Source organism: Pseudomonas baltica (assembly GCF_031880315.1).
In the GTDB taxonomy this organism is placed as follows: domain Bacteria; phylum Pseudomonadota; class Gammaproteobacteria; order Pseudomonadales; family Pseudomonadaceae; genus Aquipseudomonas.
In genome coordinates this window covers 2,396,085-2,421,223 of record NZ_CP134771.1, presented here as the reverse complement: position 1 = coordinate 2,421,223, position 25,139 = coordinate 2,396,085, and the positions used below count along the sequence as shown (strand labels likewise).

The following is a 25,139-nucleotide window of genomic DNA, read 5'->3' as shown; positions in this document are numbered from 1 at the left end:
AGGTCCAATCGATGAATCCCACCCGCGTTAAATACTGGTCCAGGGCCGCCACCGAAATGGCTATCCTGCTGGCACTCTGCCTATTCGGCGGTCAAATGGCTGCATGGTTTCACTGGCCCATTCCGGGTGGCGTGATCGGCCTCGGTTTGCTGCTGTTGGCTTTCGCCTTCAACGTGGCCAAGCCCGCTTCGCTGCAACTGGGCGCCGGGCTGTTGATGGCCGAAATGCTGCTGTTCTTCATACCGGCGCTGATGAGCATGCTCGATTACGGCACTCTGCTGCGTCAGGAGGGCCTGCGTATCGGCGTGGTGATCGGCATCAGTACCCTGGTGGTGATGCTGGTGACGGCCTTTACCGTGGACGCCGTATGCCGCTGGAAAATGCGCCATGACGCTTGAACCTATGCCGTTGTTCTGGCTCGCGCTGACGTTGCTGGCCTATCTGTTCAGTCGCTGGTTGTATCGACGGACTCGCCGCTACTTGTTGTCGCCGCTGATTCTGGTGCCTGCGCTGCTGTTTGCGGTGGCAGTACCGATGCACACTGGCTATGCCGAATATTCCAGCAGTACTCATTGGCTACTGCTGGTGCTGGGTCCGGTGACCGTGGCCTTTGCTATTCCGATCTGGCAGCAGCGGGCGTTGCTGGCGCGGCACTGGCTGGCGTTGCTGCTGGGCATGCTGGTGGGCAGCTGCGCCTCGATCGCCAGTTCCTGGTGGTTGGCGCGGGCCTTGGCACTCGACAGCTCAGTGGCGCTTTCGCTGGTACCGCGCTCGATCACCACACCGTTCGCCATGCCGTTGTCCCATGACCTGGGTGGCTTGCCGGATCTGACGGCGGTATTCGTGCTGTTCACCGGGGTATTCGGTGCGATGCTCGGCGGCATCCTGCTCAAATGGCTACCCTTGCGCAGCCCGCTGGCACGTGGCGCATTGTTTGGGGTAGGCGCACACGGCGCGGGCGTCAGCCGTGCGCAAGAGGTCGGCAGCGAAGAGGGCTCGGTGGCGGGCCTGGTGATGGTGCTGACCGGCCTGCTCAACCTCTTTGCCGCGCCACTGCTGGGCGCGATTATCTGATCAGCGGTGACGTGCCGGGCAGCCATGGTCTGAGGCGTTGGCGCCCTCAGGTCGCGCCTTGGCGCCCAAGGCCTGACTCGCAAGGCCATCAAGCTGGCTGCCAAGGCAACTGCCCGCTGCCTTTTGCTCTGCGTAGACTCGCCCCAAGGACGCACAAGCAAGTGCCTGGGTGAATGCCATGATTGCAATCCGTATAGGCGCCGTCGCGCGTGCCTCATCGACGATACCCGACGCCCCGCACTGCGCAATCCCGCGCAGTGGCGGCCGTCGACAGCCGGGGCAGCGATGATGCCCCTGGGCGAGATCCCGCTGGGCGTCTGGCGCACGCGGTCGCAGGCTCTGAGCTTCAATGGCCACAGCATCCGCTACTGGACTGCGGGGCGCGGCGAGCCGTTATTGCTGTTGCACGGCTTTCCCACCGCCAGCCACGATTGGCATTATCTGTGGAAGCCGCTGGTCAGCCAGTACCGTGTGATCGCCTGCGACATGCTGGGGTTCGGTGACTCGGCCAAGCCCGGTCGCCACGCCTACAGTCTGCTGGAACAGGCTGATCTGCAGCAGGCGCTGCTGGCGCATCTGAATATCACCGAACCCGTGCATCTGCTGGCCCATGATTACGGGAGCAACGTCGCTCAGGAGCTGATATTTCGCCATACCCAGCAGCGGATCCGAATTGCCAGCTGTGTGTTTCTCAATGGTGGGCTGTTCGCCGACGCCCATCGCCCCGCCAGGCTGCATCGGTGGCTATCGGGGCCTGTGGGGTGGTGGGTGGGGCGGGTCTTCAATCGCGCCGCTCTGGTGCGCAGCATTCCCGAGCTTTACGGCCCCGACACCGGCCCCAACGAAAGCGAGCTGGACGACTGCTGGCAACTGCTGACGCATAATCAGGGCCCGCGGGTGTTTCATCGTTTGATGGGATATCTGCAAGAGACCCGCGCCAATGGCGAACGCTGGACTCAGGCCATGCAGGAAGGGGGCGTGGCCATGCGCATGATCGTCGGCGGCAGCGACCGTATCGCCGGTGTGCGCATGCTCGAGCGCTATCGGCAGCTAATGCCGGGTGCCGATACGGTGTTGCTGCCGGATATCGGCCACTACCCGCATACCGAAGCGCCGACCCAGGTGCTGCGCCATTTTCGCGAGTTTCATGCACCCGTCACACGTCGCGTTGCCGTGCTCTGACGCCACGCGCAGCTGTGTGCCAGTGATCAACCCCCACAAAATGCGGGCATAAAAAAGGCCACTGCATAGGCAGTGGCCAAAACAAGACGTTCACTTGAAGGAGCAACAAAACGTCAGAACAACGGAACAACACAGGAGCAAACAAACACAGTTCGACAACAAGGGCAGGATGCAGCGCTTTGATTAACAGAGCGTTAACCGCCGTGATCGTCGATCAGTGAGTTGATTTTAGGCGCTTGAGGTGTCGGGAAAAACTACTGATCGCGACATTCACTGTTACCTGCACCGCAACAGTGAGGACTGCGCCATTTCAGTGCATGACGGTGACGGCCGTCGGCAGGTGATGCAAGCGATCGGTCAGGCGCAGGCGCTGGATCGGGTCCTCTGTCAGCAACAGGGCGTGCTCCAGATCGTAGCGCTCGGCCTGCGGGCACTCTAGGCGCTGGTACAGTCCGGCCCTGGACAGGTAATCGGCGGCGGTGGCCGATCCCAGCTCCATTACGCGTTCGGCATCCTTGAGGGCCGCGATGGGATTGTCGTGGCTGGAGTGCAACTGGCGCAGATTGCGTGAAAGCCGTTGCAGCATCTGGCGTCCCGAGGCTTCCAGCAGGTGATCGGCTTTCAGGGATACCTGTGGGCCGAACTGGCGACCGAGCAGTTCGCGGCAATCCACAGGATAGAGACGGCGCCCACCGCAAGGATCCAGCAGGTGATCGGCACCGGGCACACGGAGCAGAAAGTGACCGGGAAAATTCACGCCTGTCAGGGGAATATCCAGGCGACGCGCCAGCTCCAGCGCAATCAACGCCAAAGGCAGGGATTGCCCGCGCTTGCGCTCCAGCACTTTGTCGAGCAAGGCGGCCTGGGGGCGCAGGGGGTGGAAGTCGTCTTGTTGAAAACCCAGGCTGTTGAGGCGGCGCAACAAGGGTTGCGCAAGTTCGCTGACGGGCAGCATAGGCAGCCCGATACTGACTTCCAGCTGTAATTCGCGAAAGCCGCGCAGGATCTTGTCGGGATGCACTTGCGGGTCGTGCTCGGCGGCGATCCACAGCGCCGCCTCAAAGGTCGCGACAGGACTGCGCGTCAGGCATTCGAGGCAAGCATTGCGTGGGCTCATGGCGGTCTCCGCGTTTGCACCAGTTTTAGTCCTGCCAGCGAGTTTCGTCCAGTGTCACGGGCGCCAGTGGTGAAGAGATCGTCATTCATGAATCTTTCTGCATGGCAACGGCGGGCTCCTATACTCATCCGATAACAAAAAACCGGAGCTCGCCGATGTTCGCGCTGATGCAAAGCACCCGTACCGAGTCCGTGCACCTGGCCTACGACCAGCCCACCGGGTTGCGCGCCGTCATCGCCATTCACAACAGCAGCGCCGGCCCCGCCATTGGCGGTTGTCGCTACCTGGCGTACCCCGACGACGAGAGCGCCATGGGCGATGCCATACGCCTCGCCCAAGGGATGAGCTACAAGGCGGCGCTGGCGGGCTTGCAGGTGGGCGGCGGCAAGGCCGTGATCATCCGCAGCCCCCATGTGGAAAATCGCGCGCTGCTGTTCGAGGCGTTCGGGCGTTTCATCGAGGGGCTGCAAGGCCGCTATGTGACCGCCATCGACAGCGGTACTTCAACGGCGGATATGGACTGCATCGCCCAGACCACCCAATACGTCACCAGCACCTCCGCTGCCGGCGACCCCGCGCCACATACGGCCATGGGGGTGTTCGCCGGCATCCGCAGCACGGCCATGGCGCGCTTGGGCACTGATGACCTGCACGGTTTGCGGGTAGCGATACAAGGGCTGGGGAAAGTCGGCTATGCCCTGGGCGAGCAGTTGCATGCGGCGGGTGTGGAGCTGCTGGTCAGTGATCTCGACCAAGGCCGGGTACAATTGGCGATGGAGCAATGGGGCGCCCGCCCGGTGGCGGCGGAAGCTTTGCTGTCGACCCCCTGCGATATTTTCGCGCCTTGCGGGCTGGGTGGCATTCTGACCGGGCAAAGCGTCGGTCAGCTGCGCTGCGCCGCCATTGCCGGTGCCGCCAACACCCAACTGACCACCTTGAACGTCGCCGATCAGTTGGAAGCGCGGGGGATACTTTACGCTCCGGACTACGTCATCAACGCAGGAGGATTGATCTACGTCACCCTCAAGCATCAAGGCGACGCCCTTGGCAGCATTACTCAGCGCCTGGCCGGGATCAGCACGCGCCTGACCGAGATCTTCGCCCATGCACAGGCCGAGAAGCGCTCACCGGCGCGAGTCGCCGAGTTGCTGGCGGAGCGCTTGGTGTACGGGGCTTGACGTTGTCGGGGCCAAGCCTCCTCGTTACACCAATCCCCTGTAGCGAAGGGGCTGCCCCCCAAAAAAGCCCTCACGCGGCCGCAACACGGCGCCGATTACTCCTCGGCAGCGTTCTCGGCACCCAGTTCGGCCAGCGCGCTGGCGTTGTTTTTGAAGGCGGCGGCGAATACCGCGCGATTCTTGGCCATGTAGATACTGGCATCTTCGGCATTTTTTTCCGAAAGTCCCGGGACATTCTTGAGCAAGACTTCGGTCAGGGATTCAGCCAGCTCGAGCATTTGGTCGTGTGCATCGGCGAGTTTACGATCCACGAATGTCGTCTCCAGGTCTCGGGTGCTGCGATACAGGGTTTCAACAGCCATTGTTTGGCCTCGTCGTCAGTTGCAGTGAGGGAGGCGAAGCTGCCTCGTCAAGTACTGTGTATTTATACAGTTAAAAGTCAGGCAGAGCAATAGCTCTGGCCTGCGAGGTTTATAGCAGCCCAGCGACATCACGCCACGTGCCTAAGCATCGCCGACAACCATCTTATTGAACGCAATGGCCTTTTTTCTGCATGGAAGGGTCATGTTCGTCCCGTACTCTGCCTCACGGCGCGACGCCGTATCAGGGTCTTCTCAGCTACCGAGGTGTGATCGATGGAAATGAAATGGGCCGACAGGCTGCGCAAGACCCTGCATTCGCAGGCCGATTCCCTGGGCAATCTGTGCGTGGAGGCATTCCACTACCTGGCCTTGTTCGGGATCGGCGCAATTACCGCCTATGCAGCAGTGGCGACGTTTGTCGGCATGCTCGAGAAGGGCAGTGTATCGGTAGACGACATCCTGCTGCTGTTCATCTACCTGGAGCTGGGGGCGATGACCGGGATCTATTTCAAGACCAACCACATGCCCATCCGCTTTTTGCTCTACGTCGCCATCACTGCGTTGACACGCCTGCTGATTGGCGATGTCTCGCACCACAATCCACCGGATCTGGGCATCATCTATCTGTGCGGCGGGATTTTGTTGCTGGCGTTTTCGATCCTGGTGGTGCGCTACGCATCGGCGCGTTACCCATCGGTCAAGGAGAAGGCAGAGAGCTGATCAGCGCGTCCGCGAAGACACTGCGCACCATCGCCACCCAGAGCGCCCATGCGTGGGCCTAAGTGGTGCGGTCGATAGGATTGGGGATTTTCCAAACCCGGTCGGGAACCGGGTGTTGGCAGGTGATGAATCAAAGTCCGGCGAGGTTGGCGGATCGGTTCCAGCCCTTGTCGGGCTTGGGCAACAGCGCGGGGCTGTCGCGATCGGTCATGGCGGCGAGGATGGCCATGGCGCTGTCACCCTGCTCGATAGCGATGCCGAATTGCACGCTCTCGATCAGACGTTTCAGGCGCTTGGGATCGTTGCGCTGGGCGGCACTGATCATGCGCTTGGCGACCACCCCGGTTTCGTTGGACAGCGTCAACATGATGCTGCCGTCGAGGCGCTCGATGCTCAGATTGACCCGATACTGAGGTTGAAACGCGTCACTGATACTTTGAAAGGGATTGTCCATGGCGTTTCACCTGATCTGTTCAAGACTGCACTTATTGACTGGGCGTGATCACGATTAGTTCGCCGCGCCAGACCACTGGTGGGTCCTCTGCTCCTTGCTGGCAATTTGACTTCGAGATGTACGTCAAGCGTCGTTTGTAACAGTAGTGATAAAGCAAGGGCCATGCCGGTTTTGTCAGACAATCGATTGACGGTCATAAAAAAAGGCGAGCCCTTGGCTCACCTTTTTTGTGTGGACAATCAATCAACCAATCAACTATTGCGTAATTGCTCTTTCTCGAGGAATTCCTCTTCAAGCAGAGCGTCGGCTTCGCTGCCCTCGGTCGAGGTGCCGGGAGCGGATGCGCGCCGCTGGCGAAGTTTGCCGAACAGGTGCTCCAGTGCGTGATCGAGCTTGACCGCCGCGCCGTCCACAGCCAGGTCCAGGGTGGGCGCCTTGTGGGTCACGGAAATCGGTTGGTGGCCCTTGGGCCGTGCTTCCATCTGGCAGCGTTTGTCCTGCGGACCGGCCTTGTCGCCGTTCTCGTCGCTGAGATGGACTTCAATACGGGTGAGGTCTTCCTCGTAGCGTTCCAGCGTGCTTTCTACTGTGGTTCTTACCCACTCCTCCAGTCGGATGCTGCTCTCGATATGGTTGTCGCTATTGACTTGGATTTGCATAGTTCAGCCCTTATTCAGCTAGCTCGCAAGAAGTCGGATGGACCATCGCGAAACGCGGGTATTTCCATCCGCTCTTGATTACAAGGTCAGGCACCGGGAGTTGGAATTCAACCCCCAGAACTAAATAAATAATTAGTGAACGTTTCAGAAAGCCACAGAAGTCTGGAGATAGACGGTTCGCGGCTGCCCTACGTACTTGCCCTTGTTGTTGTCGTCGTACGAGCGCGTGAAGTACTCGTGGTTGAACACATTCTTGACCCCCACGGCGACGTTCAGGTTCGATAACTGCGGGCCGAAATCGTAGCCCGCGCGGCCATTGAACAACACGTATCCGGGGATTCGCCCGGTGCTGCCGTCGGCACTTTCAGCCACGGTATTCTCGTTGTCGGCGAACTGGCTGCTCTGGTACTCGCCATCGACGTTGAGCTTCCACGGGCCCTCGGTATAAGACACGCCCAGGGTGCCTTTATGTTTTGACGAGAACGGCACGCGATTGCCGTGGTTGACCCCCGCTTCGCGGATAGTCGCGTCTACATAGGCGTAGGTGGCATACACCTCGTAACCGGCCAGCGCCGGGCTCAAGCCATCCAGCGCGTAGTTGATGCTGCTCTCGATGCCCTGGTGGCGGGTCTTGCCGCGCGCGATGACGGTGTCGTTGGTCTGGTTGCTGTCGTACTGATTGTCGAAGTCGATCAGGAAGGCGCCCAGTTCGGCCTTGATGCGCCCGTCGTCATAGCGAGTTCCCAGCTCCCAGGTGCGGGCTTTCTCGGGTTTGACTTCGCCGCTGGTGACGCGGTTGGGCATCTGGCTGTACTGCACGCTGCCGAACGACCCCTCGGTATTGGCGTACAGATTCCAGCTGTCGGTCAGGTGATACATCACGTTGAGTGCCGGCAGCGGCGTGTTGTAGCTGCCGGAGTACTTGGCGCGGGTGAGCAGATTGGTCTGCTGCGAGTCGATCATCTCGTAGCGAATGCCGGGGGTGAACGTCCACTTGCCGATGTCGATGCGGTCATCGATGAAAAACGCATGGGCTTCGGTCGAGCCGCGGGTATCTCGGTCGTTGCGGCTGTCGGTGCTGGGCATCAGGCCCGAGGCGATGGACTCGCGATAGCGTAATTCGTGGCCGGCTTCGCTGATATAGCGATAGCCCACGCCTACCTCGTTCCAGCTGTCACCGAGGGCGAAACCCTGAGAGAAGTGGGTCTCGACCCCGCGTACCCAGTATTCGCGTGGCGACAGCGACATGAACGTGCCCTGATCGAGGTAGCCGCTGCGCAGGGTGTTGGTGAAGAAGCTGTTGACGGTGAACTCGCGAGCATCCTGCTGGTAGCGATAGCCGACGTTGAACAACGTGCGACGGCCCCAGAACTTGTCTTTCAGGCGTGTGGACTGGTAGGGATCGTCCTTGTAGGCCGCACTGCTCAGGCCGCCGGGCATGTCCGCTTCGCCCTCGTAGTACTGGGCCATGGCGTGCACGCTGTTGGCCTCGTCGATCTGATAGTTGCCCTTGAGGATCAGGTCGTCGATCTGCGTGTCGCTGTGTTCGCGCCAGTCGCCGCCGCGCACCCCGGAGTAGAGGATCGCGCCGCCCAGGCCGTTGGCGTTGGTGCCGCCGGCCATCAGATTGCCGGTGGTCTTGAAACCGTCGTGGCTGGAGGACGGCGCGGTTTCGGTCTGCAGGCCGCCCTTGAGGGTCGGCTCGTCGGGAATGGCGCGGGTCACGAAGTTGACGATGCCGCCGACGTTCTGCGGGCCGTAACGCACCGCGCCGCCGCCGCGCACCACATCGACGGCGTCCATGTTGCCCATGCTCACCGGCGCGAATGACAACTGCGGCTGACCGTAGGGTGCGAACGGCACCGGGATGCCGTCCATCAACACGGTGGAGCGGGTCGCCAGACGTGGATTGAGGCCGCGGATACCGAAGTTCAGCGCCATGTCATGGCTGCCGGTACCGTTGTTGAGCGGCGCGTTGACCCCAGGGATGCGATTGAGGACTTCGCGGGCGCTGGTCGCACCGCTGCGTTCGAAGGACTCTCGGCGAACCACGTCGCGTGCACCCGGATGTTCGAAGACGTTGGTCTGGTCGGCCTGGCCCAGCCAGTCGCCGACGACCGTGGAGGCGCCCAGCTCGATAGGGGCATTGACCGTGGCAGCCGCGCCGGGGGCTTTTTCGAGACTGTAGGCATTGGCGCCGGACGCCTTGGCTTGCAGGCCAGTGCCTTGCAGCAGCCGTTGCAGCCCCTGTTCGACGCTGAATTCCCCTTCCAGGCCGGGGCTTTGCAGACCGCCGACGCTGTCGGACGCGAAGGAGATCAACACGCCGGTTTCCCGGCCGAATTGATTCAGGGCGCTTTCCAGCGAACTGGGCGCGATGTGGTAGCTGCGGGTCGGCGTTTGCGCGCCGTGGGCGAGCGGCAGGCCGCTCAAACTGAGGCTCGCGCCCAGCAACAGGCAACGCAGTGAACGGGCGATCGGAGTGGGCGTGAATGACATCGCAGAACCTGTATGAGGGCGGTGTAGGGGGGAGTTACCCTCTCTGTCACGCGAGATCGGCAAATCGGCTCATGCGGGTGCAAAAAAATTCGTTGAGGCCCTTGAATCCGCCCTCAAACCCGCGCTTCGACACTGACCCAGTAGCGCGTGCGCCGCGTGATCTGCAACGGCAGCGCAACGGTCAGCAGATCAAGAATGCGGTCGGTGTCGTCCAGCGGATAGCTGCCGGAAATCCTCAAATCGGCAACCCGCGGATCGCACTGCACATGCCCGCGGCGATAACGGCTCATTTCCTCGATGAAATCGCCCAGGCGCATGCTGGCGGCGACCAGCATGCCGTCGATCCAGGCGCCGCCGTTGGCATCGGTCACCACTGGCGGCGACCACTGCTGGTGGCTGAACCGCGTTTGACGGCCGCGCTGCAGCACCAATGGATAACCGCGCAGAGCCTGCGGGCTGACATTGGCCGCCCCCTCGAAAACCGCGACCTGGGTTTGCCCGGCCAGTTGGCGGACGTCAATGCGGCCCTGCTGTGGACGGATCACACCCTGCGCCGTGGTGATGTACAACGGCCGCGGATCGGGCGCGACACTCAACAGCAGCTGGCCTTCGAGCAAGTGGATCAGCCGGCGCTGGCCATCGAAGTGCACGTCCACCGCGCTGGCGGTGTTCAAGTGCAACTGCGAACCGTCATCCAGCGGCATCTGCCGGCGCTCGCCGAAGGGGCTGCGGTAATCGGCCAGCAAGGGCGGCAACACTTGCTGCTGGCGCAAGCCCAACCCGGTTGCGCTGGCCACGCCCAGCACCAGCAGGGCCTTGAGTGCGCGGCGCCGGGCTGCCGAAGGCGGTGCCTTGAGGGTGGCATGGGCCAATGGTCCGGGCACCCCGCGCAAACGCAGATTGATCTGCTGAATATGCTCCCACGCGCGGCGGTGCTCGGCGTCGGCCTCCAGCCAGCGCTGCCAGGCCTGCTGGCGCTGGCTGTCGGTGGCGCCTTCCTGCAATTCCACCAACCAGTGCACGGCCTGCTCGGCGACATGGCTGGAAAAGCCGCGAGACGCTGCGTTCATTGGCGCTCTCACAGGGCGAAATAGCAGCGCAGGGCGGCTTTGCCGAGGTGCCGCTTGACCGTGGCAATACTGATGTTCAGCTCGCTGGCGATTTCGCCGTAGCTCAAGCCGTCGACCTGCGCCAGCAAAAACGCGCGCTTGACCGCTACCGGCAGGTCGTCGAGCAATTCGTCGAGTTCGGTCAGGGTCTGCAGGATGATCGCCCGGTATTCCTCGGACGGCACCAACGCTTCGGGCAGCTGTGCGAGCGCCTGATGATAGGCGCGCTCGAGATCCTGGCGACGGTAGTGGTTGAACAGCACGCGCTTGGCGACCGTCGTCAGAAACGCCCGCGGCTCGCGCAGAGGCGGGGTTTCCCGCGCCGTCAGCAGGCGCACGAAGGTGTCCTGGGCGAGGTCGGCTGCCGAGTGCGGGCAGCCCAGGCGATGCCGCAGCCAGCCGGTCAGCCAGCTCTGATGAGCGACGTACAGGCCTTCGACCGTCGAAGAAGCGTCTGAGCTGGGGTGCGACAAGGCGGATCTCCGACGCGCAGCATGCGTTAAAGAATAAGAATTGTTCGCATTGTAATCTTTGTTCAGGAAATTCAGCAATCGATCGTCTTAGCCGGTCAGCAAGTACCGCACGACGAAGCCGTAAACGGCCTTTGCGTATGAGAATATTTATCATTAGACTTGGCGCCTGTTTTTTTGCCGTGCAGCGGATGCGCGCGCCATTCCCAAAGGGGGCCGAGATGGCCAGTAAACTTAACGGTGTGCCCGTCAGTTACCGCCTTGCGGTGGCCTCGCGCATCGTCGCAGCGGCGCTGGGCGGCTACGTGCTTGCAGCGCTGGCGAGCATCTGCCTGGCCTGGACCTTGCCACTGACGCGTCCTGAAGCCGTGGTCAGCAGCATGATGCTGGCCTTTGTCGTCTATCTGATCGTGGTGCTCTGGTGCTTCGCCTGCCGCAGCGCCTGGCGGGCATGGGCGGGCATCGCGCTGCCGGGCCTGCTACTGGCCGTCGCCGATAGCGCCCTGTACTGGATGAACACGCCATGAAGGAAGGACTACGGCAATCCATGGCCTGGCTGCACACTTGGGCGGGGCTGGTGTTCGGCTGGCTGCTGTTCGCCATCTGGCTGACCGGCACGCTGGCCTATTTTCAGGAGGAAATCACGCACTGGGCGCACCCTGAAATCCCCGTGCGCGCACTCGATACCCGCGCGAGCCTTGCCAGCGCGCAGACCTTCATCGACGCCCACGCGGCGGATTCGCCGAGTGTGTATATCGCCCTGCCGAATCATCGCGATCCGGTGCTGGGGGTCATGTACAAGGATCCGCAAAAGACCGGCCGTGGCAGCTTCACCCGGGCGATGGTCGACCCACAGACCGGCCTCAAGCAAGAAACCCGCGAGAGCCGCGGCGGCGAGTTTTTCTATCGCTTCCACTTCGAATTGCAGATGGGCTACCCGTGGGGCCGCTGGCTGGCCAGCATCGCGGCCTTCGTGATGTTCTTCACTCTGGTCAGCGGCATCATCACTCACAAGAAGATCTTCAAGGAATTCTTCACCTTCCGCCCCGGCAAGGCCCAGCGTTCGTGGCTCGACGGGCATAACGCGATCGGCGTGCTGATCTTGCCGTTCCATCTGATGATCAGCTATAGCAGCCTGGTGATCTTCATGAGCATGATCATGCCGGCCAGCATCATGACCAGCTATCACGGCGACTCCAAGGGCTTCTTCAGTGATGTATTCCCCAGCGTCGCGCCAGCGGCGGCCACTGGCGAAAACACGCCACTGATGCCGCTCACCGAGCTTTACGACAAGGCCCGCCAGCAATGGCCCGATACCCGTATCAGCCGGGTCGAGCTGGAGCGCCCGAAAGACAGCGCCCCGACCATCGAATTCACCCGTGACGACAGCGAAAGCGTCGCTTACAACTATGGCAACAATTTGGTCCTGAACGCTCAGACCGGCGCAGTGCTGAGTACGCCGCGCGCGATCCCGGTGCCGATGCTGATCGGCGGCGGCTTCTACGGCTTGCACATGGGCCACTTCGCCGGCCCATTGCTGCGCTGGCTGTATTTCTTCGGCGGTATCGGCGGCACCGTGCTGATCGGCACCGGCTTGGTGATGTGGCTCAACAAACGCCAGCTCAAACATGCCAAGTCCGGCGTGCAGCCTTTCGAATTGCGCCTGGTGGAAGTGCTCAACCTGGCGAGCATGGCGGGGCTGCTGTGGGCGGTCCCGGGATTCCTGTTGGCCAACCGGCTGCTGCCGGTGGCGCTGGAGGCCCGTAGCGACTGGGAAATACGCGTGTTCTTCGGGGCCTGGTTGCTGTCGCTGCTGCACGCTCTGTTTCGCCGCGGTCGTCAGGCCTGGATCGAGCAATTAATGACGGCAGCGGCGCTGCTGGCAGCGATACCGCTGGTGAGCGCCCTGACCACCGATCACGGCCTGCTGCGCTCGATAGCGAGTGGCGACTGGGCCATGGCCGGGGTCGACCTGACCGCCTTCGCCGCCGCACTGTTTTTGCTGTGGACGGGCCGCAAGTTGATGAAAAAAGCCGCCGTGGCCAAGCGCAAGCCGGCGCAGCGGGAAGCCGAAGCGGTGCTGGAAAGCGAGGGCGGTCGATGATTCCGGCAGTGTTGTTGTCGTATGCGGGGTTCACGGCCCTGTGCCTGGCGATGGACAAGCACCATGGCGAGTTGCTCAGGCGCAAGCCTGGTGCGCTGCAGCGCAGGGCGCTGACGGGAGCAGGATGGCTGCTGCTGGGGCTGGCCTTGGCCGCTGCCGTGAGTGATGCTGGCTGGGCCATGGGCCTGGTCAACTGGACGGCCGGGATGATGGCCAGCGCGGTGTTGCTGGTGTGGTTGATACCGTATCAGCCGCGCCTGGCGCTGGGCATCGCCGCCGCCAGCCTGCTGGTCAGCCCGTTGGCGGCGCTCGGCCTGACCTAGGCTCCCAAGCCTGGCACTGCCCCTTGCAGACCTGCGCAAACTACTCCAGCTTTGCCAACGGCTCCTGAAACCTCAGCAACCGCCCGGCATTGCCCAGCACCAGCAAGGTGCTGAGGTTGTGCAGCACCGCCGCGATCATCGCCCCCGCCGCGCCCAGCAAGCCGAAGGCCGCCAGTGCGACGATGGCCAGGGTCCAGCCCAGGCCGATCACCACATTAACGTGCAAGGTGTGCCGGCAACGACGGCTCAGGCGCACGCAGGTGCCCAGGCGCCGCAGGTCCGAGCCGATCAGCACGATGTCGGCAGAGGCCAGGGCGATATCCGCACCGCCTGCGCCCATGGCCACACCGACCACCCCGGCCTTGAGCGCCAGCGAATCGTTGATGCCGTCGCCTACCACCATGGGCCGGAAGCCCTTGCCGATCTCGGCGGTAACACGGTCAAGCTTGTCTTCGGGCAGGGCCTGGGCAACCACGTCGCTGATGCCCACCACCTGCGCCACTTCGCTGGCGACCCGCTGGCGGTCGCCAGTGAGCAGCACTTGCCGACCCAGGCCCAGTTCGCGCAATTCGCTCAGCGCCAGACGCGCCTCCGGCTTGATGCTGTCGGCCAGTTTCAGCCAGCCCAGAAACCGTCCGTTGAGGGCCAGTCCGGCAATCGGGCCGCCATGGTCCGGCACGGGCGGCAGATCGATACCCAACTGCGCGAACAACTCGGCGCGTCCCAGTGCCGCCGTGCCTTGCGCGGTCTGCGCGACCACGCCCAGGCCCTGGCGCTCGTGCAGGTCTTCGAGCGCCAGCCAGTGCGCCTTGGGCACCAGAGTGGCCAAGGCACGGCTGACCGGATGGCTGCTGGCCGCACCAAGGCTGGCTGCCAGGCGCATGACCTGAAACTGGCCAGCAGCGATGCCAGGCGGTATAGCGTCGGCGTCGGGGCCGACTATCTCCTGTGCCGCCTCGGTGAGCTCAAGGTCTTGCAGGCGCAGCGAGCCGTAGGTCAGCGTGCCGGTCTTGTCCACCACCAGCGAGGTCAGGTCGGCCAGCTCTTCGAGGAACGCCGAACTGCGGATCAAAATGCCATGGCGCGCCGCCACGGCGATGCCGGCGATGGCGGTGGCCGGCGCCGACAGCACCAGCGCGCAGGGGCACGCTGCCACCAGCACCGCCAGCATCGCCTGGGCATCGTGGGTGACGAACCAGGTCACGGCGGCGATCATCAACACCAGAATCAGATAACTCCCTGCATAGCGCTCCAGCACGCGGGTGATCGGCGGCTTTGATCGCTCGGCGTTCTGCATCAGGGCGATGACTTTGCCCAGCGTCGAGTCGCTACCGGTGCGGGTCACTTCGACGCGCAGCAGCCCGTCGAGGTTGATTGCGCCCCCGAAGACCTGCACGCCGACGCTGGCTTCGACCGGCACCGACTCACCAGTGATCGGCGCGGTATCGAGGCTGGCCTGGCCGGACAGCACCACACCGTCAGCGGGCAGGCGATCGCCGGCGCGGACTTCAACGATGTCGCCGGGCTGCAGTTGGCTGTTGTCGATCTCGCGCACCGAGCCGTCGGGCAGCAATTGGCGGGCGTTGCTGTGGGTCAGTTTGCCGAGGGCGTGGATGGCTTCCTGGGAGCCGATCACGCTGCGTTCTTCGAGCACGTGGCCGAAGATCATGATGATCGGTAGCAGGGCGGCGGTCATCAGGTCGCCGGTGGTCCAGGCGGCGATCAGCGCCAGGGCGATCAGCTGATCGGTGATGCCATGCAGGCTGGGGTAGCGCAGGCTGTACCAGGCCGACCGCAGCACCGGCACGGCCACCAGCAGCGAGGCGACGCCGAGCAGAATCTGGCTGACGCCACTTTGCAGCGGGTCGTACCAGCGCCACAGCAGACCCAGCGCCAGCAGACCGAGGGCAAGCATGGCCAAGGTCAACTGGCGTGCGGCGCTGCGCTGTTCGGCGCGCGTCAGCAGGCTGGGGTCGAGTGCCTCTGCAGGTGCGTGATCATGAGCGTGGCTCTCGGCTGCTGCAGGGTCGTGAGAGTGAGCTGTCATCGATCGGCTCCCTGGAGGATCAGGTGGTCGCTGTCGGCCGGGTCGACCGTGGTCACCGAGCCGGCTTGATGGAGGATGGCCGGGATGCGTTCGCGGTACAGGCGCAGCAGTAGGTCCGGGTCGGTGGCGGCGGGGTTGGCTTGCGCCAGGCTGTCGATGGTCGCGGTCTGCGCCTGGGCCGTGGCCAGCCGTTCACTGGCCTGAGCGTGGGCCACTTGCAGGGTGCGGTCGGCTTGCTGGGTGGCTGCCTGGGTGGTCTTGGCGGCATCGGTGCGGGCGTTGGCCACGGCCTGATCGGCCTGCTGGCTGGCGGTCAGCACGGCGTTGAAGGCGGCGACGGCCGGGGTCGGCAGGCTCGATTGCACATCCACCCGGTCGACGCGGATGCCCAGGCTCAGGCCTTCATCCTTGAGCTTGTCGAGTTGCGCGTTGATGCCTTGCACCAGGTCGCCGCGCAAACGTTCGCGGCGCTCGGCGGCCTGGCTGTCGCTACCGATCAGTTCCGGGCGGGCGACGAGGATGGTGTCCAGGTCGCGGGCGGCGCTGAGGGCCACGGCGCTGCGAGTCACCACGCGGTCCAGGGCGGGCAGCACGTGTTCGCCTTGCAGCACGTAGGCGTAAGCATCGTTGACCTTGAAATAGGCGCGCACGTCCAGTTGCACCACGCCGGCATCACCGGTCAGTAGATAGCCCGAACCGGCCAGTGCGTCGCTCAGCGGGTCGCCAAAAGTGGCCATGCGTTCAGCCTTGAGCGCCTCGGCGGAGCGCAGCAAGGGCTCGATACGGCGTTCGATCACGCGGTCGGCGGCAGGTAGCAGCACCACTTGTTCGAACGGCTGGGGCCAGGCCAGCAGCAGGCCGGCATTCTGCACGCGATCGAGGGCGCCCATGCGCAGTACCACCGCGCGGTTCTGCGGGGCGATTTCGCGGATGTTCGAGGTGGCCCAGGCCAGCGCGGCCACGAGGGTGACGCCATACAGTGCCAGGAACGTCAGGCGCCCGGCCTGTTGCCACGGGCTGGCGTCGCGAGGGGCGAGGGCGTCATCGCTCATGGCTGCGTACCGGAAGGCTTTTTATCCTGCGTTGGCTTGTCGAGCGTTGGCGGCCCGTCGACCAGCACCCGGAACGGCGCCGCATCGGTACGCAGCACCAGGCGCGTGCCCGGCGTCACCACGGTGCCGAGGGTGTCGAGCGAGCGCAGCAAGCTGTAGAGCTGCGGCGCGCGGGCATAGGCCTGGCCGTAGATCTTGGCGGCGTCGACCCGCGACTGCGCTTCGATATCTGCAGCTTTGACGCTGGCGTCGGCTTGCAGCATGCGCGCATCGCGTTCGGCGCCGGAGCGAATCTGCGCCGCCTCGCGTTTGCCGATCGCGGTGCGCTCGGTGGCGATGGTCTCGCGCTCGGCACGCATGCGGTCGACGGTGGCGTTGAGGGTCACCGAGGGCAGGGTCAGGCGCTCGATGCCGACCTGGGCCACACGCACGCCATAGGTGGCGAGTAATTGCTGGCTGATCTGCTGGCGCAGCTGGGTTTCGAACTCGGCGATGCGCACTTGGCTGGCATCGGTATTGATCAGGCTCGACAGATCGAAACTGCTGGCAGTGGTTTCCAGCGCCGAGCCGATGAAGGTGCGGATCTGCCGCGCGGCTTCGTCCGGCTGGTTCTGCACAGCGCGCATGAAGCGTTTGACGTTGTCGTCATCGCCCTGCACCTGCCAGGCCACATACGCCTGCACGATGATCCGCAGGCCGTCGCGGGTACCGACATCCTGCAGGCCGCTGGAGGTGGTGCGCAGGCGCAGATCCACCGGGATGCTGGCCTCGAACGGTGCCGGCCAGCGCCAGTTCAGGCCTGGCTTGAGCAGCACCCGCGCCGGATCGCCGAAGCGGGTGACCACGGTGGCCTCGCCGGAATGCACCTGCACCAGGCTGGCGGCCGCAATAGCGAACAGCACCAGTACCAGAGCCAGGATCATGCGGCGCCACAGCGCGGCACCGGACACCGGATCGCCGCCGTGATGATGGTGGTGATGACCGTGGCCGTGGCCGTGGCCGTGTCCATGGCCGGCGTGGCCGCTGTGGTCGTGGCCGCCGTGGTCATGGTGATCGTGAGAATGCAGCGAGCTCAAGGGATGACTCCTAAGGGGCGGTCTTGGGTGACGACACGGGGTCGACCGGCAAGGCGAATGTGCGCAGATCAAGGGTAGGCGCCTGGCCGGCACCCAGTCGGTGGTCGACCACCAGCAGCTTGGCGTTGACCAGGCCCAGGCTCAGCTGGCTCAGGTACTGCTCCAGCAAAAAGGCCTGGCCGGCACTGGCGAAGGCCTGCTGCTCGGCACTGAAGCGCCGATCGGCGGCCAGCGCCTGGGCGTTGACTTCGCGGGCACCGGCATTGGCGTTGTCTTGCAGGGTGCTGGCTTGCAACTGCGCTTCGTTGCGCTGCTGGCTGGCGGCGCCGCGCTCGCGGGAGATCAGCGCCTGCGCGGCGATCTGCGCGGCCTGCACGCCGTGGTAGGCATTGGCGGCGCCGGCGGGCGGGTGAATGGCCTCGACCACGGTGGCGAGGATCTCGACGCCGCTGTCCAGTTGCTGCAGGTCGTGCTGGACCGCCGCGCCAATTTGCGCGCCCAGGTCGTTGCGCTGTTCGCCGAGCAGTTCGTCCAGCGTGCGGCTGGCGAAGGCATGCACCAATACGCGGTTGGCGGTGCTGCTGATCAGCCCGGGAATATCGGCGTTGTGGTAGGTCGCGGCCAGCACCTGGTGGTCGTCCAGGCCGATACGGTAGACGAAACGCACATCCAGGTTGACGATCTGAAAGCCCTGCTGACCGCCCTGACTGCTGGCGATCACCTGGGATTTATCATTGAAATGGGTGCCGTCCCACAGGCGGTCGGCGCTCTCTGGGGCCGGGCCCTCGGCGGCGACTGTCACCGGGGCGCTGGCTCCGGCCTCGACGCTGGTGGCAAGCTCATGCACCTGGCCGTTTTCGGCCGCGATCACTTGCCCGAACGGCCACGGCAGGCCCAGATGCAGGCCAGGGCTGAACACCATGACCGGCTCGCCGAAACGCTCGTAGATGCCGCGGCCATCGACCGGTACTTCGCGCACACCGGTCAGGGCCCAGCCAATCACTGCGATCACCATCAGCACCGGCCAGAAGGCGCGGCGCATGTAGGTGAAGGCCCAGACTTGCCGCAGGTCGATACCGAAGCGGTTGCGCAGTTCATCCTGCAAGGCTTGCAGCGGCTGCGGCGGCCAGCGCAGCAGGTTGGCGGTCAGGCTTTCGCCCAGCAGGCGCGGTTCCAGGCGAGGCTGACGCGGGCTGAACAGTGAGGCAATGGCGCGAATCAGCAGCTCGACGGCCATCAGCCCGGGCAACAGGCCGATCAGCACCGCCAGGCGCACCGGCCAGACGGCCTCGGCGTTGCGCAAAAATACCGCCAGGGCGCTGAGCAGCAGCGTGGCCAGCAAGGCTCGCAGCAGCTGCGCCAGGGCGCGAGCTTCGGGCCATTGCTCGCTGGCCTGCTGGGTCAATTGGCGCTCGAACACCAACAGCCCGAACGCCAGCAGCAGCAACAGCCCGGCACCGAGGTTGCTGGCTGCGGTCGCTGCGGCCGCTGGCAAGGTCAGTTCCCATACTTGATAGAGGCTTGCCAATGCCAGCAGGCCCCAGCCCGCGAGCCATAGCGTGGGTGCCCCGATCTGCGCGAAGGTGCGCTTGCCAACGTCGCCAAAGCGTTCCAGCAGGCGCTCGTACCAACCGCCTTCGGGCACCTGGTCAGGGAGGTCGGCCACCGGCAATTCGGGATCGGCGCCGATAGCGTCAGCGCGCCACTGGGCGATTTGTCGCGCGCTCTGCAGCCCGGCCAGCACGATGAATGCGGTGGCGGCGTTGTTGGTGAGTACCGCCGGCCAGATCGAGGTCGGCGAGAACAGGTCGATCAAAAAGGCCAGCACCAGCGCCAGGCCTGCCAGGCCGATCAGCACCTGACTCAGGCGCAGCAAGCGGCTGCTCTGCGCCGTAGCACTCTGGAATCGCGGCAGGCTGTCAGGGTGAATGTCGTCGGCGTCTAGATCGATACGCATTGAATAAAAGGGCCTTATTAGCGCAAATGCCTGCCGAGCGAGGCCTTGTCGGCCAAGGAGACGTTGAGTCAGGGGTGTAACAGTATAACGATGCTCTTGAAGAGATCGATTAGGTTACTGAGTATTACATCAAAATTTCATTTATCGAGCCGGTCAGTCGAGGCTGTATGGAGGCTACTGGCGTCTTCGCGGGCAAGCCTTGCTCCCACAGCCTTGGCAGACCCAGCGGCGTCCACTTGTGGGAGCAAGGCTTGCCCGCGAAGGGGCCCTATCTGTCTGCCATGGCCAGGCGATACTGCCCCGGCTTGACCTTGACCGTCTGCCCAAACCGATGAGCGAAGTGGCTGGCACTGGCGAATCCACAGGCCAGCGCCACCTCGCCCAGTGGCAGGCCGGTGCCCTGCAGCAACTGCCTTGCCCGGTGCAGTCGCCGCGCCAGCACGTATTGATGGGGCGGCATACCGAAGCTGCTGCGGAACATCCGCGCGAAGTGGTATTCGGACAGGTTGCACAGCTGTGCCAGCGTACCCAGGCTCAACGGCTCGGCCAGGTGCGCATCGATGAACTCCACCAGGCGCCGACGCTGATGCGCCGCCAGGCCACCCTTGAGGCGCAGGCCATCTCGAATGCCCACCTGGGTCAGCAGCATGTGCCCGAGCATTTCGTGGGCCAGGCTGCTGGTCAGTATCCGCTCGCCGGGTTCTTGCCAATTCAGGCGGGTCAGGTGATGGAAACGTGCCGCCTGCAGTGGATCGTCGAGGAAGGTGCTCTCGCGCAGTTGCAGCTCGCGCGGTTCACGGTCCAGCAGGGTGACGCAGCCGTGGGCGAACTGCGCCTCGCCGAAATACAGGTGCGCCAGGCGCAGCTCACCGTTGATGACCCACTGCGAGTCGTGCCCGGCCGGCAGCACACAGAGTTTGTCGGGGCTGCCTTTGCGATCCGGGCGATCGCGGCGGAAGGTGCCGGTGCCGCCGGCCATGTAGCACGACAGCGTGTGGTGGCTGGGGCCCTCGTAGCGCTGGGCGTCGTGGCGGTTGCTCCACAGCGCTGCGACCATGCCGTCGCCGAGCTCGGCACAGTGCTCCAGCCGCGCGCTGCTGGAGCCATGCAGGGCCTGAAAAACCTGAAGGTGGGCGAGTGGGAGCATGGTGTTCGGCGCGGCTGTGGGTTCGAGTGCCCATCCTACTGCCAGCGAGCCCCGTTGCCATCCTCCTGGGGAACAAATGCGCAAGATTGTGAAAGCACCAACCCAGGTGCGAGCCCGACACTGGCGACCTGACAAAGGAGCCCTGCCGCCATGAATCTCGCCTTGTACCTGCTCACCGTGGTCATCTGGGGTACCACCTGGATCGCCCTCAAGTTGCAACTGGGCGTAGTCGCCATCCCGGTCTCGATCGTCTACCGCTTTGCCCTCGCTGCACTGATCCTGTTCGCCATTTTGCTGGTCAGCCGCCGACTGCAGCCGATGAACCGCCGCGGGCATCTGATCTGCCTGGCCCAGGGGCTGTGCTTGTTCTGCGTCAACTTCATGTGTTTTCTGACGGCCAGCCAGTGGGTGCCGACGGGCCTGATCGCCGTGGTGTTTTCCACCGCCAGCCTGTGGAATGCGCTCAATGCGCGGTTGCTCTTTGGTCAGCCAATCGCCCGCAACGTGCTGGCCGGTGGTCTGCTGGGGCTGGCGGGGCTGGGGCTGTTGTTCTGGCCCGAGCTGAGCAGTCATCCGGCCAGCGCGCAGACCCTGCTTGGCCTGGGCCTGGCCCTGTTCGGCACCTTGTGTTTCTCGGCCGGCAACCTGCTCTCCAGCCTGCAACAAAAGGCGGGCTTGCGGCCGCTGACCACCAACGCGTGGGGCATGCTCTATGGCGCAACGATGCTGGGACTGTACTGCCTGCTGCGCGATATTCCCTTCGCCATGGACTGGAGCACGCGCTATGTCGGCGCGCTGATGTATCTGGTCATCCCCGGCTCGGTCATCGGTTTTACCGCCTATCTCACCCTTGTCGGGCGCATGGGCCCTGAGCGTGCGGCCTATTGCACGGTACTGTTCCCGCTGGTGGCGTTGAACATTTCGGCGGTTATGGAGGGCTATGTGTGGACGTCCCCGGCGTTGCTTGGGCTGGTGCTGGTGATGTCAGGAAATGTCATGGTTTTCCGCAAGCCGCGCCCGCCAGTGCTGTTAAAGTCGGCGCACATGAATGGCTGACGCAGGCACCGATGAACTGGATCAACCGCGCGTGTGCAATGGCTTTAGTGCTGTTGCTGAGCGCCTGTAGCAATACTCCGAACACGACCGATCAGGCCGGCAAGCCCTGGCGAGAACAGATCGACAGCGTGCTGGCAGACCCCGCGCTGGACGGCGCGCAGGTGTCGTTGACGGTGCGCGATGCCAGCAACGGCAAGATGCTTTACCAGCATGAGCCTCGGCGCCGAGGGGTACCGGCTTCGAGCCTGAAACTGCTGACCTCGGCTGCGGCCATGAGCGTGCTGGGTGCCGATTATCGCTTCGCCACCGAGCTGCGCAGCAATTCGCTGCCGAGTGCCGGCGTGTTGAACGGCAATCTGTACCTGCGCGGTACCGGCGACCCGACCATGACCCCCGCCGACTACCGCGAGCTGGCGGCCGCGCTGGCCCGCAGCGGCGTACGCACGGTGCGTGGCGATCTGCTGCTGGACGACACCTGGTTCGACGCTCGCCGCCTGGGCACCGAATGGGCCAACGATGACGAAAGCGAGCCCTATGCCGCGCAGATTTCGGCGTTGAACATCGCGCTGGATGATCACTACAACGTTGGTTCGGTGCGCTTGACCGCCACGGCTAGAGGCGCGGCTCGCCCTGGTCTGTTGGTCGAACCCGCCAATGCGCTGGTGCAAGTGATCGACCATGGCGGCACTGGCGCCTTCACGGTCGAGCGCGAGCACGGCAGCAATCGTATTGACGTCAGCGGCAGCCTGGCGCCGGGGGCGGTGGACAGTCGCTGGCTGAGTGTCTGGGAACCCACCGCGCTGGTGGCCGACGTGTTCCGCCAGGCGCTGGCCGAGCAGGGCATCGTCGTGCAAGGCCAGACGCGCCTGGGTGTCGTGACCCCGCCGAGCGCGTCGTTGCTGGCGCAGCATCGCTCGATGCCGCTGGCCGAGCTGATCAAGCCGTTGCTCAAGCAGTCCAACAACGGCATCGCCGAGGTGCTGCTCAAGAGCATGGGTCAGCAGACCGCCCATGCAGGCACGGCCGAAGCCGGGATCGTGGCGGCCTCAGGGTTTCTCTCGAGCCAGGGCATCGACGCCGAGCAACTGCGCCAGTTCGACGGCTCCGGCCTGTCGCGGCGCAACCTGATCTCGTCGCAGACCTTCACCGACGTGCTGATCGCGGCTCGCCGTCAGCCGTGGTTCCCCGCCTGGTATGACGCCCTGCCGATTGCTGGCACCGGTGATCGGCAGACCGGCGGTACCCTGCGCAATCGGTTGAAAGGCACAGCGGCGCAGAACAATCTGCATGCCAAGACGGGCTCGATGGGTTCGGTGTCATCGTTGACGGGGTATGTGACGACGGGGGAGGGTCGGTTGCTGGTGGTGTCGATGGTCAGCAACAACTTCCTGAGTTCAGAGGGGCGTGTGAAGCGGCTTGAGGATCAGGTGGTGCGCGCGTTGCTGGTCAGTGGGGATTGAAGTTGTCTCGAGTGATTTTATATCTGCTCTCGCGAACAGTATCCGCTGGAAGATAGGCCGTTGGCGATATCTGCTTTCTAGGAAATCAGAACCTGTCAGATCTACTAGGCATACATCGCTTCAAAAATTTCTTATATTGGTTTCGGGTAAGTTGAGTAGAGTTTGATATGTCCGGTGCCCCTATTGCGATATTGTTGGCTGTCGATTTCAAAGGGTCGATGTTGGAGGCGATTGGAAATCGCTCTGCGAAATCCAGCGCCTATGGAGTGTATGGGTATAGCCCGCTGGGCGGCGCAATGCCTGGCGTTAAATTTGATGGTCAGTTCAGGAATCTTTCACGGGATTTTATCTTCTGGGCAACGGCTATCGAACTTACGATCCCGTTGTTATGCGATTTCACTCACCGGATAGATTGAGTCCGTTTGGTAGGGGAGGATTGAATGCTTATGCATTTTGCAATGCTGATCCAGTGAATAACTCCGATCCTTCTGGGAAGGTTTCGATCTCTGCTTTTACTACTGCAACGCGCGTCCAAAAATATTTTTCGAAGCTTGGCGCTTTCAAAGCTTCAAATGAACTCGTATTGGTTAATAAGTATCGAGGGGGAGGGAGGTTAGCAAGGGAGTTTGGCGATATTGCTGGGTTTGTCAAAGCACGTTTAATCCTCGAAATAACCGTGGTTCGTGCCCGGAAGGACATTGATGTCATGAGTTTTGGAGATGGCCTGATGCATAAATATGTAATCACTGAGCGGGGTGAACTCATCATAGGAAGTACGCATCCGCACCATGAGATTTCCCATGCTACATTTGCGAAATATGTTAATCATTCAGCCTCCGATAACAATCTGTTTCAGGAGGCCTGTTTGCTAACTACATCGCTCTTGACGCTGAAGCTCAATCCTTGAACACCTGCGGGTTCACCAGATCCTGCGGCCGCTTGCCCAGCAGCGCCGCCGTCAAATTCTCCAGCGCCCGCTCAGCCATGGCCTCGCGGGTCTCGGTGGTCGCCGAGCCGATATGCGGCAAGGTCACCGCGTTGTTCAGCTTGAACAACGGCGACTCCGCCAACGGCTCTTTCTCGTAAACATCCAGCCCGGCACCGCGAATGGTGCCGTCCTGCAACGCCGTGATCAGCGCCGCTTCGTCGACGATCGGCCCACGGGCGATGTTGACCAGGATCGCGTTTGGCTTCATCAGCTCCAGCTCGCGCTTGCCGATCAGGTGCTTGGTCTTTTCGCTCAGCGGCACCACCAGACAGACGAAATCGGCTTCGGCCAGCAATTCGTCAAGGCTGCGAAACTGCGCGCCCAGCTCTTGCTCAAGGGCGGTCTTGCGACTGTTGCCGCTGTACAGGATCGGCATGTTGAAGCCCAGGCGGCCACGGCGGGCGATGGCAGCGCCGATATTGCCCATGCCGACGATGCCCAGCGTCTTGCCGTGCACGTCGGTACCGAATTGCGCGGCCGGGACCGAGGCTTTCCAGTGGCCGGCCTTGGTCCAGGCGTCCAGTTCAGCGACGCGCCTTGCACTGCTCATGATTAGCGAGAAGCCCAGGTCGGCGGTGCTCTCGGTCAACACGTCAGGGGTGTTGGTGAGCATGATGCCGCGCTCGTTGAAGTAGTCGACCTCGTAGTTGTCGTAGCCCACCGACACGCTGGAGACCACCTCCAGGTTCGTCGCCACCGCCAGTTGCTTGCGACCCAGCGGCCGCCCGGCGCCGATCAGGCCATGGGCCTTGGGCAGCGCGGCGTCGAACTGAGCGGCGACATCACCTTTTTTGGGATCCGGCACGATGACCGTGAAGTTCTGTTCCAGGCGCTCGATCAGGGCTGGGGCGATGCGGCTGAAGGCAAGTACGGTCTTTTTCATTGAGCTTGTTCTCGGCAGACGCTAGAGGGAAGGTCAAGGTTAGCAAGCTATCGATCCGCTTCGCAAACGCAGCAACGGATGATGATTGCGAGCAACAGACAATTTTCGAGGCCGGACGTTGGTATTTTAAGATAGTTGGCAGTAATGGCTTATTTATTAGATTGTCTTTGGGTGTAATTATCAGCTATTTACGATTGTGTCTAGCTATCAGAATTGAGAGGT

General features: G+C 63.1%; 25 protein-coding genes. 12 read left to right on the top strand and 13 right to left on the bottom strand.

Annotated features, from left to right (window positions below):
- The first annotated feature begins 11 nt into the window (after positions 1-11).
- The 3 genes from REH34_RS10620 (at position 12) to REH34_RS10610 (ending at position 2,256) form a co-directional block, all read left to right on the top strand.
- On the top strand, positions 12-398 hold the full coding sequence (locus REH34_RS10620; protein ID WP_311971615.1) for a CidA/LrgA family protein: 387 nt from the start codon (positions 12-14) through the stop codon (positions 396-398).
- Positions 388-1,074 carry an LrgB family protein gene (locus tag REH34_RS10615; RefSeq protein ID WP_311971614.1) on the top strand — a complete coding sequence of 229 codons (687 nt, stop codon included), beginning with the start codon at positions 388-390 and terminating at the stop codon, positions 1,072-1,074. The genes REH34_RS10620 and REH34_RS10615 overlap by 11 nt, the downstream gene beginning before the upstream one ends.
- Before the next feature lie 288 nt (positions 1,075-1,362).
- Positions 1,363-2,256: an alpha/beta hydrolase gene (locus REH34_RS10610; protein WP_311972069.1), complete on the top strand. Its 894-nt coding sequence runs from the start codon at positions 1,363-1,365 to the stop codon at positions 2,254-2,256.
- Between the two features lie 310 nt (positions 2,257-2,566).
- On the opposite strand, the gene REH34_RS10605 is transcribed toward REH34_RS10610, so the two are convergent.
- Positions 2,567-3,373, bottom strand: coding sequence for a transglutaminase family protein (locus tag REH34_RS10605; RefSeq protein ID WP_311971613.1), 807 nt, complete (start codon positions 3,371-3,373; stop codon positions 2,567-2,569).
- Between the two features lie 155 nt (positions 3,374-3,528).
- Between REH34_RS10605 and REH34_RS10600 the strand changes: the two genes are divergently transcribed.
- Entirely contained in the window at positions 3,529-4,551 is a 1,023-nt protein-coding gene (locus REH34_RS10600; protein ID WP_226502976.1) for a Glu/Leu/Phe/Val dehydrogenase dimerization domain-containing protein, read from the top strand.
- Between the two features lie 95 nt (positions 4,552-4,646).
- Here REH34_RS10600 and REH34_RS10595 read toward each other — a convergent pair whose 3' ends face one another.
- Entirely contained in the window at positions 4,647-4,913 is a 267-nt protein-coding gene (locus REH34_RS10595; protein WP_311971612.1) for a YebG family protein, read from the bottom strand.
- A 273-nt stretch (positions 4,914-5,186) separates the two neighbouring features.
- Between REH34_RS10595 and REH34_RS10590 the strand changes: the two genes are divergently transcribed.
- Positions 5,187-5,633 (top strand): phosphate-starvation-inducible PsiE family protein, encoded by a 447-nt coding sequence (locus REH34_RS10590; protein WP_311971611.1) that lies wholly within the window; start codon positions 5,187-5,189, stop codon positions 5,631-5,633.
- A gap of 130 nt (positions 5,634-5,763) precedes the next feature.
- On the opposite strand, the gene REH34_RS10585 is transcribed toward REH34_RS10590, so the two are convergent.
- The 5 genes from REH34_RS10585 to REH34_RS10565 all read right to left on the bottom strand — a co-directional run bounded on the left by REH34_RS10585 (position 5,764) and on the right by REH34_RS10565 (position 10,827).
- The gene (locus tag REH34_RS10585) at positions 5,764-6,087 is read right to left on the bottom strand and encodes a DUF3509 domain-containing protein (RefSeq protein WP_226502979.1); all 324 of its coding nucleotides are present in this window, start codon (positions 6,085-6,087) and stop codon (positions 5,764-5,766) included.
- A 251-nt stretch (positions 6,088-6,338) separates the two neighbouring features.
- The gene (locus REH34_RS10580) at positions 6,339-6,746 is read right to left on the bottom strand and encodes an HPF/RaiA family ribosome-associated protein (RefSeq protein WP_226502980.1); all 408 of its coding nucleotides are present in this window, start codon (positions 6,744-6,746) and stop codon (positions 6,339-6,341) included.
- Positions 6,747-6,890: 144 nt separating this feature from the next.
- Positions 6,891-9,245 (bottom strand): TonB-dependent Fe(3+) dicitrate receptor FecA, encoded by a 2,355-nt coding sequence (fecA, locus tag REH34_RS10575; RefSeq protein WP_311971610.1) that lies wholly within the window; start codon positions 9,243-9,245, stop codon positions 6,891-6,893.
- Positions 9,246-9,358: 113 nt separating this feature from the next.
- Positions 9,359-10,315, bottom strand: a complete 957-nt coding sequence (locus REH34_RS10570) for a FecR family protein (protein WP_311971609.1) — start codon at positions 10,313-10,315, stop codon at positions 9,359-9,361.
- 8 nt (positions 10,316-10,323) lie between these two features.
- A complete protein-coding gene (locus tag REH34_RS10565) occupies positions 10,324-10,827 on the bottom strand; it encodes a sigma-70 family RNA polymerase sigma factor (protein WP_311971608.1) in 504 nt (167 codons plus the stop codon).
- Positions 10,828-11,045: 218 nt separating this feature from the next.
- On the opposite strand from REH34_RS10565, the gene REH34_RS10560 reads away from it, so the two are divergent.
- The 3 genes from REH34_RS10560 to REH34_RS10550 are packed head-to-tail and all read left to right on the top strand — an operon-like array spanning position 11,046 to position 13,251.
- Positions 11,046-11,351 carry a DUF3649 domain-containing protein gene (locus tag REH34_RS10560; RefSeq protein ID WP_311971607.1) on the top strand — a complete coding sequence of 102 codons (306 nt, stop codon included), beginning with the start codon at positions 11,046-11,048 and terminating at the stop codon, positions 11,349-11,351.
- Positions 11,348-12,928 carry a PepSY-associated TM helix domain-containing protein gene (locus tag REH34_RS10555; protein WP_311971606.1) on the top strand — a complete coding sequence of 527 codons (1,581 nt, stop codon included), beginning with the start codon at positions 11,348-11,350 and terminating at the stop codon, positions 12,926-12,928. Before REH34_RS10560 ends, REH34_RS10555 begins: the two co-directional genes overlap by 4 nt.
- The gene (locus REH34_RS10550; protein WP_311971605.1) at positions 12,925-13,251 is read left to right on the top strand and encodes a DUF3325 domain-containing protein; all 327 of its coding nucleotides are present in this window, start codon (positions 12,925-12,927) and stop codon (positions 13,249-13,251) included. The genes REH34_RS10555 and REH34_RS10550 overlap by 4 nt, the downstream gene beginning before the upstream one ends.
- A 40-nt stretch (positions 13,252-13,291) precedes the next feature.
- Here the strand turns inward: REH34_RS10550 and REH34_RS10545 are convergent, their stop codons facing one another.
- The 5 genes from REH34_RS10545 to REH34_RS10525 form a co-directional block, all read right to left on the bottom strand.
- Positions 13,292-15,298 carry a heavy metal translocating P-type ATPase gene (locus tag REH34_RS10545; protein ID WP_409373276.1) on the bottom strand — a complete coding sequence of 669 codons (2,007 nt, stop codon included), beginning with the start codon at positions 15,296-15,298 and terminating at the stop codon, positions 13,292-13,294.
- On the bottom strand, positions 15,295-16,350 hold the full coding sequence (locus REH34_RS10540) for a protease modulator HflK (protein ID WP_311971604.1): 1,056 nt from the start codon (positions 16,348-16,350) through the stop codon (positions 15,295-15,297). Before REH34_RS10540 ends, REH34_RS10545 begins: the two co-directional genes overlap by 4 nt.
- A complete protein-coding gene (locus REH34_RS10535; RefSeq protein ID WP_311971603.1) occupies positions 16,347-17,426 on the bottom strand; it encodes a protease modulator HflC in 1,080 nt (359 codons plus the stop codon). Before REH34_RS10535 ends, REH34_RS10540 begins: the two co-directional genes overlap by 4 nt.
- A 10-nt stretch (positions 17,427-17,436) precedes the next feature.
- The gene (locus REH34_RS10530; protein ID WP_311971602.1) at positions 17,437-19,383 is read right to left on the bottom strand and encodes a protease modulator HflK; all 1,947 of its coding nucleotides are present in this window, start codon (positions 19,381-19,383) and stop codon (positions 17,437-17,439) included.
- Between the two features lie 268 nt (positions 19,384-19,651).
- The gene (locus tag REH34_RS10525) at positions 19,652-20,530 is read right to left on the bottom strand and encodes an AraC family transcriptional regulator (RefSeq protein ID WP_311971601.1); all 879 of its coding nucleotides are present in this window, start codon (positions 20,528-20,530) and stop codon (positions 19,652-19,654) included.
- A gap of 150 nt (positions 20,531-20,680) precedes the next feature.
- On the opposite strand from REH34_RS10525, the gene REH34_RS10520 reads away from it, so the two are divergent.
- The 4 genes from REH34_RS10520 (at position 20,681) to REH34_RS30175 (ending at position 23,953) form a co-directional block, all read left to right on the top strand.
- Positions 20,681-21,586: a DMT family transporter gene (locus REH34_RS10520; RefSeq protein ID WP_311971600.1), complete on the top strand. Its 906-nt coding sequence runs from the start codon at positions 20,681-20,683 to the stop codon at positions 21,584-21,586.
- Positions 21,587-21,597: 11 nt separating this feature from the next.
- A complete protein-coding gene (dacB, locus tag REH34_RS10515) occupies positions 21,598-23,046 on the top strand; it encodes a D-alanyl-D-alanine carboxypeptidase/D-alanyl-D-alanine-endopeptidase (RefSeq protein WP_311971598.1) in 1,449 nt (482 codons plus the stop codon).
- 167 nt (positions 23,047-23,213) lie between these two features.
- A complete protein-coding gene (locus REH34_RS30180; protein ID WP_409373275.1) occupies positions 23,214-23,462 on the top strand; it encodes a hypothetical protein in 249 nt (82 codons plus the stop codon).
- Positions 23,435-23,953: an RHS repeat-associated core domain-containing protein gene (locus REH34_RS30175; protein WP_409373273.1), complete on the top strand. Its 519-nt coding sequence runs from the start codon at positions 23,435-23,437 to the stop codon at positions 23,951-23,953. Before REH34_RS30180 ends, REH34_RS30175 begins: the two co-directional genes overlap by 28 nt.
- On the opposite strand, the gene REH34_RS10505 is transcribed toward REH34_RS30175, so the two are convergent.
- Positions 23,943-24,917 (bottom strand): D-glycerate dehydrogenase, encoded by a 975-nt coding sequence (locus tag REH34_RS10505; protein ID WP_311971597.1) that lies wholly within the window; start codon positions 24,915-24,917, stop codon positions 23,943-23,945. The genes REH34_RS30175 and REH34_RS10505 overlap by 11 nt on opposite strands.
- Positions 24,918-25,139 lie beyond the last annotated feature (222 nt).